16 protein-coding genes are annotated in these 14,489 nt (G+C 37.3%); 12 read left to right on the forward strand and 4 right to left on the reverse strand.

Features of this window, described 5'->3' with window-relative positions:
- Positions 1-63 precede the first annotated feature (63 nt).
- A complete protein-coding gene (locus tag LXM54_RS03415; protein WP_233313684.1) occupies positions 64-927 on the reverse strand; it encodes a YitT family protein in 864 nt (287 codons plus the stop codon).
- 198 nt (positions 928-1,125) lie between these two features.
- On the opposite strand from LXM54_RS03415, the gene LXM54_RS03420 reads away from it, so the two are divergent.
- Both LXM54_RS03420 and LXM54_RS03425 read left to right on the forward strand, forming a co-directional pair.
- Complete coding sequence (locus tag LXM54_RS03420) at positions 1,126-1,458, forward strand: PadR family transcriptional regulator (RefSeq protein ID WP_233313685.1); 333 nt, start codon at positions 1,126-1,128, stop codon at positions 1,456-1,458.
- The gene (locus tag LXM54_RS03425; RefSeq protein ID WP_233313686.1) at positions 1,455-2,096 is read left to right on the forward strand and encodes an HAAS signaling domain-containing protein; all 642 of its coding nucleotides are present in this window, start codon (positions 1,455-1,457) and stop codon (positions 2,094-2,096) included. Before LXM54_RS03420 ends, LXM54_RS03425 begins: the two co-directional genes overlap by 4 nt.
- A 36-nt stretch (positions 2,097-2,132) precedes the next feature.
- On the opposite strand, the gene LXM54_RS03430 is transcribed toward LXM54_RS03425, so the two are convergent.
- A complete protein-coding gene (locus LXM54_RS03430; RefSeq protein ID WP_233313687.1) occupies positions 2,133-2,792 on the reverse strand; it encodes a DUF3885 domain-containing protein in 660 nt (219 codons plus the stop codon).
- A gap of 210 nt (positions 2,793-3,002) precedes the next feature.
- Between LXM54_RS03430 and LXM54_RS03435 the strand changes: the two genes are divergently transcribed.
- The 4 genes from LXM54_RS03435 (at position 3,003) to LXM54_RS03450 (ending at position 6,461) form a co-directional block, all read left to right on the forward strand.
- Positions 3,003-3,629, forward strand: coding sequence for a sigma-70 family RNA polymerase sigma factor (locus tag LXM54_RS03435; RefSeq protein ID WP_233313688.1), 627 nt, complete (start codon positions 3,003-3,005; stop codon positions 3,627-3,629).
- A complete protein-coding gene (clpP, locus tag LXM54_RS03440; protein WP_282581435.1) occupies positions 3,626-4,234 on the forward strand; it encodes an ATP-dependent Clp endopeptidase proteolytic subunit ClpP in 609 nt (202 codons plus the stop codon). Before LXM54_RS03435 ends, clpP begins: the two co-directional genes overlap by 4 nt.
- Positions 4,235-4,353: 119 nt before the next feature.
- Complete coding sequence (locus tag LXM54_RS03445) at positions 4,354-5,547, forward strand: class I SAM-dependent rRNA methyltransferase (protein WP_442780428.1); 1,194 nt, start codon at positions 4,354-4,356, stop codon at positions 5,545-5,547.
- A gap of 131 nt (positions 5,548-5,678) precedes the next feature.
- Positions 5,679-6,461 (forward strand): HAD family hydrolase, encoded by a 783-nt coding sequence (locus LXM54_RS03450; protein ID WP_233313691.1) that lies wholly within the window; start codon positions 5,679-5,681, stop codon positions 6,459-6,461.
- Positions 6,462-6,505: 44 nt separating this feature from the next.
- On the opposite strand, the gene LXM54_RS03455 is transcribed toward LXM54_RS03450, so the two are convergent.
- On the reverse strand, positions 6,506-6,952 hold the full coding sequence (locus LXM54_RS03455) for an Lrp/AsnC family transcriptional regulator (protein ID WP_233313692.1): 447 nt from the start codon (positions 6,950-6,952) through the stop codon (positions 6,506-6,508).
- Between the two features lie 208 nt (positions 6,953-7,160).
- On the opposite strand from LXM54_RS03455, the gene LXM54_RS03460 reads away from it, so the two are divergent.
- Positions 7,161-7,799 carry a YitT family protein gene (locus LXM54_RS03460; RefSeq protein ID WP_396953800.1) on the forward strand — a complete coding sequence of 213 codons (639 nt, stop codon included), beginning with the start codon at positions 7,161-7,163 and terminating at the stop codon, positions 7,797-7,799.
- A gap of 171 nt (positions 7,800-7,970) precedes the next feature.
- Here LXM54_RS03460 and LXM54_RS03465 read toward each other — a convergent pair whose 3' ends face one another.
- Complete coding sequence (locus LXM54_RS03465; protein ID WP_233313694.1) at positions 7,971-8,906, reverse strand: ArsR/SmtB family transcription factor; 936 nt, start codon at positions 8,904-8,906, stop codon at positions 7,971-7,973.
- A gap of 216 nt (positions 8,907-9,122) precedes the next feature.
- On the opposite strand from LXM54_RS03465, the gene LXM54_RS03470 reads away from it, so the two are divergent.
- The 5 genes from LXM54_RS03470 to LXM54_RS03490 all read left to right on the forward strand — a co-directional run bounded on the left by LXM54_RS03470 (position 9,123) and on the right by LXM54_RS03490 (position 14,489).
- Positions 9,123-10,391, forward strand: coding sequence for an extracellular solute-binding protein (locus tag LXM54_RS03470; protein WP_233313695.1), 1,269 nt, complete (start codon positions 9,123-9,125; stop codon positions 10,389-10,391).
- Between the two features lie 125 nt (positions 10,392-10,516).
- A complete protein-coding gene (locus tag LXM54_RS03475) occupies positions 10,517-11,440 on the forward strand; it encodes a carbohydrate ABC transporter permease (RefSeq protein WP_233313696.1) in 924 nt (307 codons plus the stop codon).
- A gap of 18 nt (positions 11,441-11,458) precedes the next feature.
- A complete protein-coding gene (locus tag LXM54_RS03480; RefSeq protein WP_233313697.1) occupies positions 11,459-12,304 on the forward strand; it encodes a carbohydrate ABC transporter permease in 846 nt (281 codons plus the stop codon).
- Entirely contained in the window at positions 12,304-12,741 is a 438-nt protein-coding gene (locus LXM54_RS03485; protein WP_233313698.1) for a hypothetical protein, read from the forward strand. The genes LXM54_RS03480 and LXM54_RS03485 overlap by 1 nt, the downstream gene beginning before the upstream one ends.
- Entirely contained in the window at positions 12,741-14,489 is a 1,749-nt protein-coding gene (locus LXM54_RS03490; RefSeq protein ID WP_233313699.1) for a glycoside hydrolase family 2 protein, read from the forward strand. The genes LXM54_RS03485 and LXM54_RS03490 overlap by 1 nt, the downstream gene beginning before the upstream one ends.

Below are 14,489 nucleotides of genomic sequence, written 5' to 3' on the forward strand. Positions count from 1 at the left end.
TTGGATATTTATTCCATCAAGGTTCTGTTTTTTTAGACAGCCTAATCCACCAACAAGGCTGTCTTAATGTATCGCGTTCTTAAATTTCCCTCCATGCGCCTCCTGTGTATCCATAATCGTAATAAAGGCATTTGAATCAATTTCCAAAACGATGCTTTTAAATTTGGCAATTTCAAGGCGGGTGAACACGACATAGAGCACTTCTTTTTCTTGATCGAGATAGCCGCCTTTGCCTTTTAGTTTTGTCACACCTCTGCCAAGGCGGTCTGACAATGCTGCGGCTATTTCTTCGTATTCGTTTGTGATGACCATTGCTGCTTTTGTGTCGTCAAATCCTTGAATAACGGCATCAATTGCTTTGCTGGCGATATAGTAGGTAAGGATGGAAAACATGGCTTGTTCCCATTCAAGCACGAAGCCGGCCCATGTGAACACAAACACGTTTAGGAACATGACGAACTCGCCGACAGAAAAGGGCATCTTTTTGGATAAAAGAATGCCGAGTATTTCTGTGCCGTCTAAGGCGCCGGAATTGCGAATCACGAGTCCAACTCCTGTGCCGAGCAGCAGTCCCCCAAAAACCGTGGCAAGAAGGGGCTCTGTTGTAAATGGCTGAACATGATGCAACGCTGATTCGACTACAGCTAGCATGATAATAGCGAACAACGAGGAGACGCAAAAGTTCTTGCCAATATATTTATAGCCGGCGAACAAGAATGGAATATTGATAATTAGCACCAAGATTCCGAAGCTGAAATTGGTCATATAATTAATGATTAGGGAGATGCCGATAATACCCCCATCGATAATTGTATTTGGGATAAGAAATAATTCAATCGCTGCCGCAGCGAGGCTCGCACCGATCATTAGCATGATATACCGGATAATTAAATGTAATTTTCCTTCTTTTTTATGTGTTTTTCCCATTTGTCTTGAACCCTCCCGAAGTTAAGGAAGTAACATATTTATAATGCCAAGAAAGTGAAAAAATATTCCAGTTTTGGTTATATAATAATTTCTTTTGAAAACCGCTAATTTACGGGTTTTTTACATAAAATTCATTGCAAGTTTTTATGGAAAGATATAGAATATACAGTACATTATTATTCTAGGTAGGTGAAAGAAATGTTCAACCGGGAGCTGGTGAAGGGAAGTACGTCGTTGATTCTGCTGCAGTTATTAGCGGAAAAAGAAATGTACGGCTATGAGCTTGTGAAGGAAATGGAAAGCCGCAGTGATTATTCCTTACAGGTTAAAGAAGGTACATTATATCCAGCGCTTCATAAGCTGGAAAAGCAGGCATATGTGGAATCTTTCTGGAAGGACTCTGAAAAGGGACCTGCCCGGAAATATTATCGCATAACAGAGACAGGCCTAGAAATACTCGAGCAAAAAACGAAGGAATGGAAAAGCTTTGTGCAGACAATTGATAAGGTAATTGGGAGAAGAGGGGTATGATTTCTTCCAAACAGGAGTATTTGGATATCCTCCGTGCATGCTTAGAAAATTATGAACGAGTGGAGGACATCCTGCTTGAATATGAACAGCATTTAACAGACTTAATAGCAGAGATTTCTAGTCTTGGAATCAGTGAAGCAGAAGCGATGGAGCAAGTTATCGCAAGAATCGGCAAGCCAAAAGATATGGCAGCATTGTTTAGTGAGGAGAGAACGATAACTGCTTCCAGAACAAAGTGGATTTTCTTTTTCGGCAACTTTATCTTTTTTGCAGCAGGCTTAATTTTAACCGTTTTTTATCATTCTATTCCAAGCCCAACCGTGAAACAGCTGTGGTTTTTCCTGACAAGCATTCCGTTTTTAATAATATTTTTGTATTTATTTTATTGGCTGTTACTAAGGTTTGAAGTTGGGAAAGAGTTTGGTCTTGGTGGAAAAAAACTGTTTAAACGAACCTTTTACATAGCGCTTATGCCTAATCTATTCCTGATGATGATGGTCGTCTTGCGCATCATTCCGCCAGCTGTTTTTGCCCCAATGCTGACAAATGAATTTACAGCCGTTTGTATTGTTTTCACGATTCTGTTCTATCCAGTATCGATTTTAGGATTTCGCTACGGAACAACAAAATCGATTTGAAAATTCTGCTTTCCTATAAAGGAAAGGAGAATTTTTTTATGTAAATGTTTGCTCCATCTTACTTCTATCAGCATCTTCAATCCAATCATCATACTTTTCATACAGCGGACGAAGCCGTTCGGCATCCAGTGCTATTACTTCACAGCCACGATCATCATAGATAAAGAATATAATATCTTTTGTGATATTCACAAAGAAGACATCTGGATAACCAGTGTCGTATCCTCCGAATCTAGGCTGCAGCGGAAAATCCTCATTACAAGCTCCCTTTAGCAATCCAGCTAAATGTAAGTCGCTCTGTTTACAGTATAGTGAAAACTGTTGCATCTCAAATTGTTCAGCTTCCTCTAGTTCAAATGGATATGGAAACGTTTTTACATGGATGCAGTATAAAACATCCTTGTCTTTAACGTATGGTTGATATACCTTCAATTTATTTGTAGCTTTTTCTTTTGTTCGTTTATAGATATTTGTGACAAGAAATAAATCATCGTCCTGCTCGAATAAGTCATTAAAAATATCAAAGATCCGCTGATAGATAACCTGAAATCCTTCCAGATTCATGTCACCATTTTCTTTTAATGGATAGATATTTTCTCCAAGGGTAAAGTGAATGCCAATATCCCATTGATGATAAATACTAGGTACTAATGCGAGAATATGAAATCTTTCCTGGAGATAGTCAATAAGTTGCATGTCTTTTTCTCACTTTCAAAATTGCAATTGTTTTTTATTATCATACAATGTTTCATGCTGTTAAAAATACCCTGTTTTAGCAAGAATCGTTATACATCGGTATAATATATAGAAGAAATAAGCTTTGCAAAAAAGAATTTTTTTGCCCCGTATCTTTTTTGCCTGCTTAATCGTTCAAAGTATGACACCTGAAAAAAGGGGGGATTAAGTTTGAGCAAGCAACACTTAAAAAAATGGCAAAACAGCAATCTGCAAAAGCATTACGACAGCTTAAATAAGTATTGCCAATACCTTTCGATGAATAAATGGGAAAAGGAAGATATTATTCATGATGCCTTCATAAAGGCAATTGAATCATACAGTGATCGTGATATAACGCCAGCATTATTAAAGAAAATTGTTCAAAATCACTGGATTGATACACTTCGGAAAAGAAAGCTGGAGCAAAACCACGCCATGAAAACGGAAGCAGTGCAGAATGAATCTGCTGCTGAAAAGATGATGCTTGCTGAGCATGTAGCTGAAAAGCTTACTAATAAGCAAGCAGCGGTTTTTTTGCTGATTGAAGGCTTTGGCTATCGTATTAAAGAAGCAGCAGAAGTATTGCAAATGACAGAAACGGCAATAAAGTCGATCTTGTTTCGAGCCAGAAACCAAATGCACAAGCAGCATAGCGGAGAAGGTAATGACGTTAAAGATGCGAGCAGCCTTTATTATGAAGCGCTAAAACGGCAAAATCCCGATATTTTGATTAAAGAAATTTTGACAGCTCAAAAGCTTCATCATTCGAGTTCAAAACGGCATAATGCTGGGCCGATTCTGCAAATGGCAGCATAGCAAATGAAGAAAGGGGCAAAAAAATGAACGCTATTCCATATGTGATTGAACAGTCAAGCGGGGGAGAACGCTCCTATGACATATATTCAAGACTTTTGAAGGACCGCATCATCATGCTCGGAGATGAAATTAATGACCATGTTGCCAATAATATTGTCGCACAGCTCTTGTTTTTAGCTGCAGAAGACCCTGATAAAGACATTTCCCTCTATATTAACTCACCAGGCGGTTCCACTACAGCAGGCTTTGCTATATTCGATACGATGCAATATATTAAGCCAGATGTGCGTACCATCTGCACAGGTATGGCTGCTTCGTTTGGTGCATTGCTGCTGCTTGCAGGTACGAAAGGGAAAAGATATGCATTGCCGAACAGTGAAATTATGATTCATCAGCCTTTGGGTGGTGCGCGCGGGCAAGCGACAGAAATTGAAATTACAGCGAAAAGGATTCTGAAACTGCGCGAGCAAATAAATACGATCATGGCAGACAGAACAGGGCAAGATGTCCAAAAAATAGCTCATGACACAGAGCGGGACTATTTCATGTCTGCACTTGAAGCGAAAGAGTATGGGATTATTGATGAGATTATCCTGCCTAAATAAATTTGACTAACAAGCTGCCTGTGAACAACAGGCAGCTTTTCTTATTGCCTGATTCGTTTTTTCCCAAACGATACGCTATAATAAGGATTGACTATTTTGCAGGAAGATAAAAGGTGAAAATCATGACAGTAAAGCAAGTAACAATAGAAGAAGCATTTGAAAAAAGCATTCGCAATGGCAGCCCGCTCTTGTACAAAGATTCTCTTCGTGGAATAAAAGGATTACATGAGGGCCAAGTTATCGATGTGAAAAATAATGCAGGAAAATTTATTGGCAGAGGCTATTATGCCATTCAAAATAAAGGGATCGGCTGGATCCTCACAACTAATCCTCAGGAAGCGATTGATTATTCTTTTTTTGAAGGGAAAATTAAAGCAGCAAATAATCGAAGAGCAGCATTATATCATGATAATGAAACGACTGCTTTTCGCCTGTTTAATGGGGAAGGAGACGGCATCGGCGGTTTTACTGTCGACAAATATGATCAATACTTGCTGATTCAATGGTACAGCAAAGGGATTTACGAATATAAGGAGTGGATTATTAAAGCACTCGATACGCATGTTGAGTTTAAAGGCATTTATGAGAAGAAACGGTTTGATACGAACGGTAAATATGTTGAAGGCGATGATTTTACATTCGGAGAACCAGGAGAGTTCCCGATTATGGTGAAAGAAAGCGGCATGAACTTTGCTGTAGACCTAAATGAAGGGGCAATGACGGGGATTTTTCTTGACCAGCGTGAAGTTCGGAAAACAATTCGCGACAAGTATGCACAAGGCAAGGATGTGCTGAACACGTTCTCCTATACAGGTGCGTTTTCTGTGGCAGCAGCCATTGGTGGAAGCAAATCCACAACAAGTGTTGACTTAGCAAATAGAAGCAGAGCCAAAACCTCACTGAACTTTGAATACAATGATATCAGTCTAACAGACCAGAAGATTGTAGTAGAAGATGTTTTTCACTATTTCAAGTATGCCGTAAAGAAGCAGCTCGCATTTGATATGGTCATCCTTGACCCGCCAAGCTTTGCGCGAAGCAAAAAGCATACTTTCAGTGCAGCGAAGGATTATGCTAATCTTTTGAAAGAGGCAATCAGTATTACGAAACAATCAGGTGTTATCGTTGCTTCGACAAACTGCAGCACCTTTGATATGAAGAAGTTTAAACAATTTATCCACGAAGCTTTCGGAAAACAAAAAGATCGTTATACGATTCTAGAGGAATTTGGCTTACCGGAGGACTTTGCGAATATTCGTCATTTAAAGGAAAGCAATTATTTAAAAGTTGTGTTTATTAAAAAGCTTAAATAGTTTTTCAAAATAGTTATTGACTAACAAAAGCAAAATTTCTTTATCAAATCACTGTTTACTTAAATGTCTTTACCTAGTAATCTAATATTTAGCATTGATTATTAGTACATATGGAATGGGGATTGGAAAAAGTGAAAGCAATATTGTTTGATTTAGATGATACACTCCTTTGGGATAAACGCAGTGTTAAAGAAGCATTTGAAAAAACATGCAAGCTTGCTGAAGACAAATACCAAATTGCAGCTTCCAGCCTAGAAGAAGCAGTCCGAAAAGAAGCGCAAAGCTTATATCAAGCATATGAAACATATGCGTTTACACAGATGATTGGCATCAATCCGTTTGAAGGACTATGGGGAGAGTTTGCGGATCAGCATGAATCATTCCAAAAAATGAAGGCTATTGTTCCGATGTATCGTAAAGACGCTTGGACGAATGGACTTTTGGCGATGGGAATTGATGATAAGGAATTCGGAGCATATTTAGCAGAACAATTTCCTGCTTTTCGCAAAGAATCTCCTTTCGTATACGAAGAAACATTTGCAGTGCTCGATGAGCTTAAAGGAAAGTACAAGCTGCTGCTTTTAACAAATGGTTCGCCAGGGCTGCAAAACACGAAATTAACAATTACGCCTGAAATTGCACCATATTTTGACGAAATTGTTATTTCAGGTGATTTCGGTAAAGGTAAACCAGATCCTGCTATTTTTGAGCATGCCGTTTCCTTGCTTGGTCTAGATGTCAGTGACTGCATTATGGTCGGGGATAATCTTAATACAGATATTCTTGGCGCATCAAGGGTTGGAATGAAGTCGGTTTGGATTAACAGAGAAGAGAAAACGCCAGAAACGGTTCATCCAACATATGAAATTCAAGATTTGCTGGAGCTGATTCCTCTTCTTAAAGAGATTGGCTAAAAAAGAAGCTCATGAAGGCATTTGCCTAACATGAGCTTCTTTTTTTATTCCTTGTCATCCTTTGGCAGCAGATGTCTGTATGGAACAGGTGATGCCAGTACAACCGAAGTATTGATGGTGCCAAACGGTATTAACCGGTCGACCAATATCCGCATGCCATCAATTCCAGATACAGCAGCCTTTATTGTATAACTAATCGGTCCAGTCACACGGTGACATTCCAATATATCCGCTTCTGTCTTAATAAACTCCTCAAACTTATGGGGATCTTCCTTCAGTTCACTTATTTGAATGAACAGAAGTGTTTCCCTGCCAAGCTTTGCAGGAGAGACTCTTGCTGTGAATTCAAGAATAATTCCTCTTTCTTGCAGGCGGAGGAGGCGTTCTGATACGCTTGGCCGGCTTAAAGAAAGCTGTTTAGAAAGATCGCTTACCGTTATTCTTCCATCCTCCTGCAATAATTTTAATAATTGCACGTCTACCTTATCCATTTTTAACTCCTTTGCAAATTGAAATTATATATAGATTATTCGCTTCATTTTTAAGGTTAATTTTGTTTAATATATGCTTTTTGATATGTAAAAATGCTCCTTCTTATTCTATCATTAAATATGTAACATAACCACCAAATTTACCTGTGAATTTTGGCGATTTCGCCATCCTCTCTCATACCCAACTCAATATTTTATCATATTAGGAGTGTTTTGTTTGAAAAAAATATTAATCATGATTGCCGGCTGTTTCTTTACATCATTAGGCTTGTATGTGCTCAAAAGCTCTTCCCTTGTGACGGGCGGAACGGCAGGCTTAAGCTTAAGTGCCTCTTATTTAATGCCCATTTCGTTTGCGGTTTTGTTCACGGTCATAAATATTCCGTTTTATGTGTTGTCCTATAAAAAAATGGGCAAACAATTTACATTTTCAACGATTTTGGCAGTAACAACAGTCACTGTATTATCATCCCTGATTTCTGCGTATTTCCCGCCTCTAACTTTTCATCCGCTCATCGGTTCAGTTGTCGGAGGAATCATTATTGGAGCAGGTGTTGTTGTTCTATTTATGAATGGCTCATCCCTAGGAGGAGCACAAATTCTCTCCATTACACTGCAGAAGCAGTTTAACTGGAATATGGGAAAAACAAACTTTATTTTTGACACGGTAGTTATTCTTATTGGCATGTACAGTATTGGGGTTGTGAGAGGCTTATACAGTATATTATCTGTGCTAATTGTGTCTACTATGATGAGCTTCTTTAAGGAACAAATAGCAAAACGCAATAATAAGACTACTGTAAAAGTATCAAAAAAGGAACCGATATTGGAAACAAGTACTATGTAATAAAGGGAAAAAGCACCTTTAGCAGGCTCTTGAAAAAGTCTACCTAAAGGTGCTTTTTTTTGTTTCAAGGCAGTTTTAGAAGTGTAACATCACTGTGACACGCCTCTAAAAATCATTCTTTCTCCTTACTAAGGATTAGACCTCTTATTAAAACAGTCTACACATTTACGCTTAAGGGATTTTTAAAGTTTGTACTTCTTTTTCTAAATAATAGATTCCCACTCGAATATTTTGCTTATGGTTTCCGAAGTGCTCCCCGAAAAGAGTGAGCCCTCCTACTTTTTCTGAATCTTGTTCGACTGCAACTTTAAGTGTTAAAAATGGTGATTGATCTAATTGGATGTCATCGATAGTTACACTAGATAAAGCCTCTCCATCAATACCTGTATCGATTTTATTGATGCGAATTGTTTTCAGCAGGCCATACTGACTGAATTTATCATTCCACCAACTTGGGGTATATCGACCTCGCACATCTGAAAAGTTTCCTGGGACTGTATAAGTACCAAGTTTTACACCGTTTAAATAAAAAGTAATATCACTTGGCCAAACATTGTTAGATAAAGGGAATTCGGAAGCTAATTCCATGCTGATTTCTACCATTTCTGGTATTTGGTTAGGACCTAGGAGATTTGGGATTTTATATTCTACAAATCCTTCTGACAACCATAGGAGCTGTGTATCAACCCTTTTTGTATCCATAAAATATTTAGGGTCATCTGGCTTGCCGATTATTTCCGTTTCTGATGCAATTCCACATGTTGGTTTTGCTTGGAAATCCGTATAATGGCCAATCTTTAAATCGGTTAAATGCAGGGAATATTCTTTAAATATTTTCTTAGGAAAATGTATGTCAATATTATCTACTGCGAGCTCCACTATTTTTTGTAACCCTGACTTACCAGCAGTTCTAATTGATTTTACAATCCCAGCTTCTTCTAGCTTCTGCACATGGCGTGTAACGATAGCTGGACTTATATTTAATTGTTTAGCTAAATCTGAAATATTAGCTTGGTTAACCGCTAATAGTTCGATAATCTCGATGCGCGTTTCACTAGCAAGAGCTTGATAAACATGGAAGTAATCTTTAGAAACCTGAATTTGCATAAATGCTCATCTCCTTAACCAAAAGATTAAATAGTTGCTTGTACTTTTATTGTAACATTACACATGTTTAACCTCAACAGAAAACTCTATAACACCTGATAAAATAACATTGACAACGCTTTCTTTTGTTGTTAAATTAAAAATGTAAGACGAACATATTTATATATTTAACTATTTGGTTAAATATATAAATTAATCAAATGGGGAGGAAATCGGATGGGTACTTCAAAAAAACGGTGGAAGCTTTTAGGTGTGTTAGGTTTAGCAATTGGACTTATGGCAGGTTGTAGTAGTTCAGGTGCAAGTAGTAGCGCTAAAAATGAAATCACCTTTTGGAATCCGTTTACAGGGCCTGATGGGAAAAACATGCAAGCAATGGTAGATGAATACAACAAGACAAATCCAGAGTATAAGATTAAGAATATCTCTCTTAAAGAAACAGATATGTATACAAAAATTCCAACTATTGTGAACTCCGAAAAGAATATACCTGATTTAACAATTGTTCATGCAGAGCGTATTAAGCAGTTTAAAGACAATGATATGTTAACCTCTTATAATGATTTATTAACAGATTACCCAGAGATTAAAGCAGAAAATTATGTGCAAGAAGCTTGGAATATTGGAGAAATCGAATCTGAACGATATAGTATACCGCTAGATATACATACGTTTGGACTTTATTACAATAAAGACCTAGTGAATAAGTATTTGCCGACAGCGTTAGACGACAATATTGTGACATTTGCTGAAATAGAGCAAGTAGGCGAAGTTTCAAAAAAAGATAAGATTGCATCTATCGGTGTCTCTTGGTTAAAACCGAACTTTTTATCCCTGTATGCACAAAACGGTGGGGTTCTAACAGAGGATGGCATACAACCGACGTTAGATAATCAAGCAGCTCAAGATACGTTTAACTTGTGGAAGGAATTAGTGAAGACAGGATATACAACAAAGGATGGGGAAGATCCTACGCAAATGTTTTTAACAGGAAAAGTAGTCTTTTTGCCTGAAGGAATTTGGATGCAAAACCAAGTGAAGCAAAGCAAGATAAATTGGGGACTAACTAATGCACCGCAGGTATCTGATGACTTGTCAAAAACAGTTAACTGGTCTTCCTCCCATCAATTTGTCATGTTTAAAGATGAATCACGCAGTGATGAAAAAGCAAAAGGTGTCATGGAGTTCTTAAATTGGGTTAGAGACAATTCAATGGAATGGGCGAAGTCCGGGCAAAATCCTGCCACGTTATCACTGTTAGAAGAGGAAGAGTATAAACAGATGCCGCAAGCATTTTTCTTATCTACACCAGAGCAACAAGCAACTTTGAAAATTTTTGATTATAAGTACAATGGCTATGTTTCAGAAGCGCTTGATGCTCAAGCAGGCGATGTAGTTTTTGGAAAGCTGGATGTTGATAAAGCGCTTACGCAAATGCAAAAAGAAGTATCTGCGAAGGTTGAAAAAGATAAATCGAATAAATGATTTGGAGAAAATAGAAGGTAGAAGCTTACCTTTTGTATACGGCAGAAGGTAAGCTTTAACTATTGATATTGCGAGTTTAGTATGTTTTTTCTATTCAAACATAGAAAAAAAGGGGGAGTGGAGCGATGGAAACTGTTCCTGCTACAAAACAAGTGAAGCAAGTCAAAAATAAGAGGTCCAAAAAAGTGTCTGTTACACCATGGATTTTCTTAACACCTCATTTGCTGATATTTGCTGTCTTTTTCTTGATTCCTGTTTTCTTTGGTATCTATATATCTTTTACAGAATGGGATTTAATAAGTTCCCCTACGTTTATTGGCCTTGATAATTATAAGGAAATATTACTGCAATCTGATTCTATCTTTTATGAACAGCTACATACAGGCTTGAAGAATACGTTTTTATTCGTGCTTTTTGTTGTACCGTTTTGTATCCTTGTGCCATTATGCCTTGCAGCAGCTTTAAATACTAAACCTGCTTTATGGAAGTTCTTTCAATCACTTTTTTATTTACCATCTTTATTCGCGATTTCTGCGGTCGTGATTATTTGGACTTTAATGTTCAACGTCACATATGGCCCAATAAATAATATCCTGAATTTAGAAACGGTATGGACAGGAACACAACCCTATGCATGGATTGCATTAGTAATTTTAACTGTTTGGTGGTCTATCGGCGGCAATATGATTATTTATCAAGCAGCATTAAATGGCATTGCTAAAGATTTATATGAAGCTGCAGATATTGATGGAGCATCACCATTTCAGAAATTCATTAAAATCACACTTCCTAGTATAAGAGGACAAATTCTTTATACCGTAGTAATTACTACTATTGCACACTTTAATGTATATGGACAGCCGCTAATGCTTACAGGTGGAGGGCCTACTGACTCGACAAGGGTTCTCTTAATGGATATTCAGCAAAATGCATTTGGTTCAGGCCAATCTATCGCAGGAATTTCATCAGCAATGGCAGTTATTCTAGGCGTGTGCATAATGGTTGTTGCATCCTTGCAGTTCTTTTTCTTAAGAGAAAGGAAGAATTAAAGTGAAGGAGGGTTTGAAATGAGTGGAAAGAGAGTTAATCCATTTCCAAAAATCATTGCATTTGTCTTTTTGCTCGCGATGTCAGTTATTTGGGTTATACCTTTAGTATGGGGAATCGTAACTTCTTTTAAATCGGAAATTGAACTACAATCTGTTGGGTTTAAATTTCTACCAATCGAATGGGTGCTATCCAATTACACCTCTCTTTTAGTAGATAATGCAAGTACGCCGTTAGTGCGCTGGTTTACGAATTCCTTATTTATCTCCATTTCTCACACTTTATTAGTATTACTTGTTGTTACACTTTCTGCCTTTGCTTTTAGTAGATTAAATTTTAGAGGAAAGCATGGATTGTTTGCGTTTTTAATGGCAACGATGATGTTTCCGGCAGTAGTAAATTTAATTCCCCTTTATAAAATTATTGATCTATTAGGGTGGGTTAATTCTCCAATCGCCATGATCGTTCCTGGAGCTGCTGGCGTTTTTAATATTTTCCTAGTGAGACAATTTATGAATAATATACCAACAGAGTTTGATGAAGCAGCAAGAATGGATGGTGCGAATGATTTTCAAATATTATCAAGGGTAATTCTCCCTTTAATTAAACCAGTGCTGTTAGTCGTTTCCTTATTCTCTTTTACTGGTTCTTGGAATGATTTTTTATGGCCATCAATCGTGTTTAATGATGTGGAAAAAATGCCGATTACACCAGGGCTTCAATTGCTTCAAGGGATGTATCAGGCGCAGCCTACTTTATTAATGGCAGGAGCGATTGTTGCGATTGTTCCAACCTTCATTCTTTACTTATTTGCTCAAAAGTATTTCTTAGATTCTATGTCTCTATCTGCTGGAGTGAAAGGTTAATGAACAGAAGATTGGAAAGAAACTTAGTGAGAATAGCTGGGATTTGGCAGATAATTGATGGTTTATTTACGATCTTAGTGTATGGAACTTTGAAAAAAGTAGAAGGTGCAAATCTAATTGAAAACACGAGCTTTGCTTATATGAAAGCATTGGAATCAGTTGTTGGAAGTATCTATATATTTATCGCAATATTTGGATCCATTCTTATCGGAGTCGGCATGTTTAACTTGGTCTGTGCAAAAAAATATATTAAAGATGATCAAGTTCATGTAAAAGTGGCAGTGTGGTTTTTAGTATGTGGAGCTATGAGCTACATCATTATGGATATCATCAGTGTTGTCTTATACATGTCTGCTGGGATGATACTGTTGGCTAAAAACAAGTCTATCAAGAAGTTAATGATGAAAAGTAATCAACATATTGGAGGTATAAACTAATGAATGAATTACATCCTAATCCTCAGTTTAGAAGAGAGGAATGGTTTTTCTTAGATGGCAAATGGGATTTCGCCTTTGACGATGAGAAAGAAGGTGAAAAAAATAAGTGGTATGAAAAGTTTCCTAAGGGAACGGTGATTGAAGTGCCTTTCACTTATGAAACAAAGGCAAGTGGCATTCATCAAACAGAACATCATGAAATAGTTTGGTATGAAAGAACATTTAATATAAAGGATTTAGAGAAACACCCTATTCTTCATTTTGAAGGAGTAGACTATGAGGCGTTTATATATGTAAATGGTAAGCTTGCTGCACAGCATCAAGGCGGTTATCATGCATTTTCAGTAAATTTACAGGGGAAAGTTCATATCGGTGAAAATAAATTGAGTGTTAAAGTGTATGATTCAAAGGACTGTTCTCAGCCAAGAGGAAAGCAGAGGTGGCGAGAGGAGAACTTTGGATGCTGGTATGTACAAACTACAGGGATATGGAAATCAGTTTGGCTTGAATATGTTTCTCCTATTTATATAGAGCATGCAAAAATCACTCCTTTATTTGATGAACAAGAAATTCAGATTGAAATAGATACAAAAAATCTTCCGATTGAATCAGATGGATATCGTGTAGAAGCAAAGATTCTTTTTGATGGAAGGTTTATTAATTCTTTTACTGCAAATATAATAGATGGTTCTGCTTCACTGCAGGGAAGTGTGCTGGAAAGAAAAGATCCTTGGACCATGAAACCTTGGAGTCCAGAGAACCCTCATTTGTATGATCTTCAGCTTCATTTATATAAAGGCAACGAATTACTTGATACAGTGCATTCTTATTTTGGCATGAGAAAGATATCAATAGAAGGAAATAAGATACTGCTTAATAATAGAGAATTATATCAACGCCTTATTCTAGATCAAGGCTACTGGCAGGATTCTGATATGACGCCGCCGAGTACAGAAGCTTTAGAGGAAGACATACAAAAAGTGTTAGAGCTTGGATATAACGGAGTTAGAAAACATCAAAAGGTAGAGGATTCTCGCTTTTTATATTTAGCAGATAAATATGGGTTGCTAGTATGGGTAGAAGTGGGCTCTGCGTATGCATTTAATGATGTAGCAGTTAAGAACTTTTCGCAAGAATGGATGGAAATTGTGAAGCAAAACTACAATCATCCTAGTGTTATTACATGGGTTCCTTTCAATGAATCTTGGGGAGTTCACGATATTCATGTAAATAGGAAACAACAAGCATTTACCGAAAGTATTTATTATATGACGAAAACTTATGATCAAATGCGCCCTGTGATAACGAACGACGGCTGGGAGCATACCATTTCTGATATTATTACGCTTCATGATTATGAAGAATTCGGCAAAGCATTTACGAAACGCTATGAAAATAAAGAACATGTTTTATCAAATAAGATGCAATTCAACAAAGATTTCTATCCGTTTGCTGAAAATTATGCCTATAAAGGTCAGCCGATCATTATTTCTGAATTTGGCGGGATTGCTTTCCAAACAGAAGAAGGCTGGGGTTATGGGAATCAAGTGAAGGATGAGGAAGCGTTTTTCAAACGATTTGAAGAAATTCATTATGCGATTCAGGATTTAGACTATGTGGTTGGCTATTGTTATACACAGCTCACAGATGTACAACAGGAACTAAATGGGCTGCTTACTATTGATCGAAAGCCAAAAGTATCTGTCAGCAGAGTAAGCGAAGTAAATACAAGAAGACTGAAACCGTAG

It is taken from the genome of Bacillus sp. Au-Bac7 (genome assembly GCF_021341655.1).
Classification (GTDB): Bacteria; Bacillota; Bacilli; order Bacillales; family Cytobacillaceae; genus Niallia.

Excerpts from the sequence above, each read along its gene's own strand:
- LXM54_RS03415 (WP_233313684.1), bottom strand. The coding sequence starts at position 927 with ATGGGAAAAACACATAAAAAAGAAGGAAAATTACATTTAATTATCCGG.
- LXM54_RS03420 (WP_233313685.1), top strand. The coding sequence starts at position 1,126 with ATGTTCAACCGGGAGCTGGTGAAGGGAAGTACGTCGTTGATTCTGCTG.
- LXM54_RS03425 (WP_233313686.1), top strand. The coding sequence starts at position 1,455 with ATGATTTCTTCCAAACAGGAGTATTTGGATATCCTCCGTGCATGCTTA.
- LXM54_RS03430 (WP_233313687.1), bottom strand. The coding sequence starts at position 2,792 with ATGCAACTTATTGACTATCTCCAGGAAAGATTTCATATTCTCGCATTA.
- LXM54_RS03455 (WP_233313692.1), bottom strand. The coding sequence starts at position 6,952 with ATGGATAAGGTAGACGTGCAATTATTAAAATTATTGCAGGAGGATGGA.
- LXM54_RS03465 (WP_233313694.1), bottom strand. The coding sequence starts at position 8,906 with ATGCAAATTCAGGTTTCTAAAGATTACTTCCATGTTTATCAAGCTCTT.
- LXM54_RS03470 (WP_233313695.1), top strand. The coding sequence starts at position 9,123 with ATGGGTACTTCAAAAAAACGGTGGAAGCTTTTAGGTGTGTTAGGTTTA.
- LXM54_RS03475 (WP_233313696.1), top strand. The coding sequence starts at position 10,517 with ATGGAAACTGTTCCTGCTACAAAACAAGTGAAGCAAGTCAAAAATAAG.
- LXM54_RS03480 (WP_233313697.1), top strand. The coding sequence starts at position 11,459 with ATGAGTGGAAAGAGAGTTAATCCATTTCCAAAAATCATTGCATTTGTC.
- LXM54_RS03485 (WP_233313698.1), top strand. The coding sequence starts at position 12,304 with ATGAACAGAAGATTGGAAAGAAACTTAGTGAGAATAGCTGGGATTTGG.
- LXM54_RS03490 (WP_233313699.1), top strand. The coding sequence starts at position 12,741 with ATGAATGAATTACATCCTAATCCTCAGTTTAGAAGAGAGGAATGGTTT.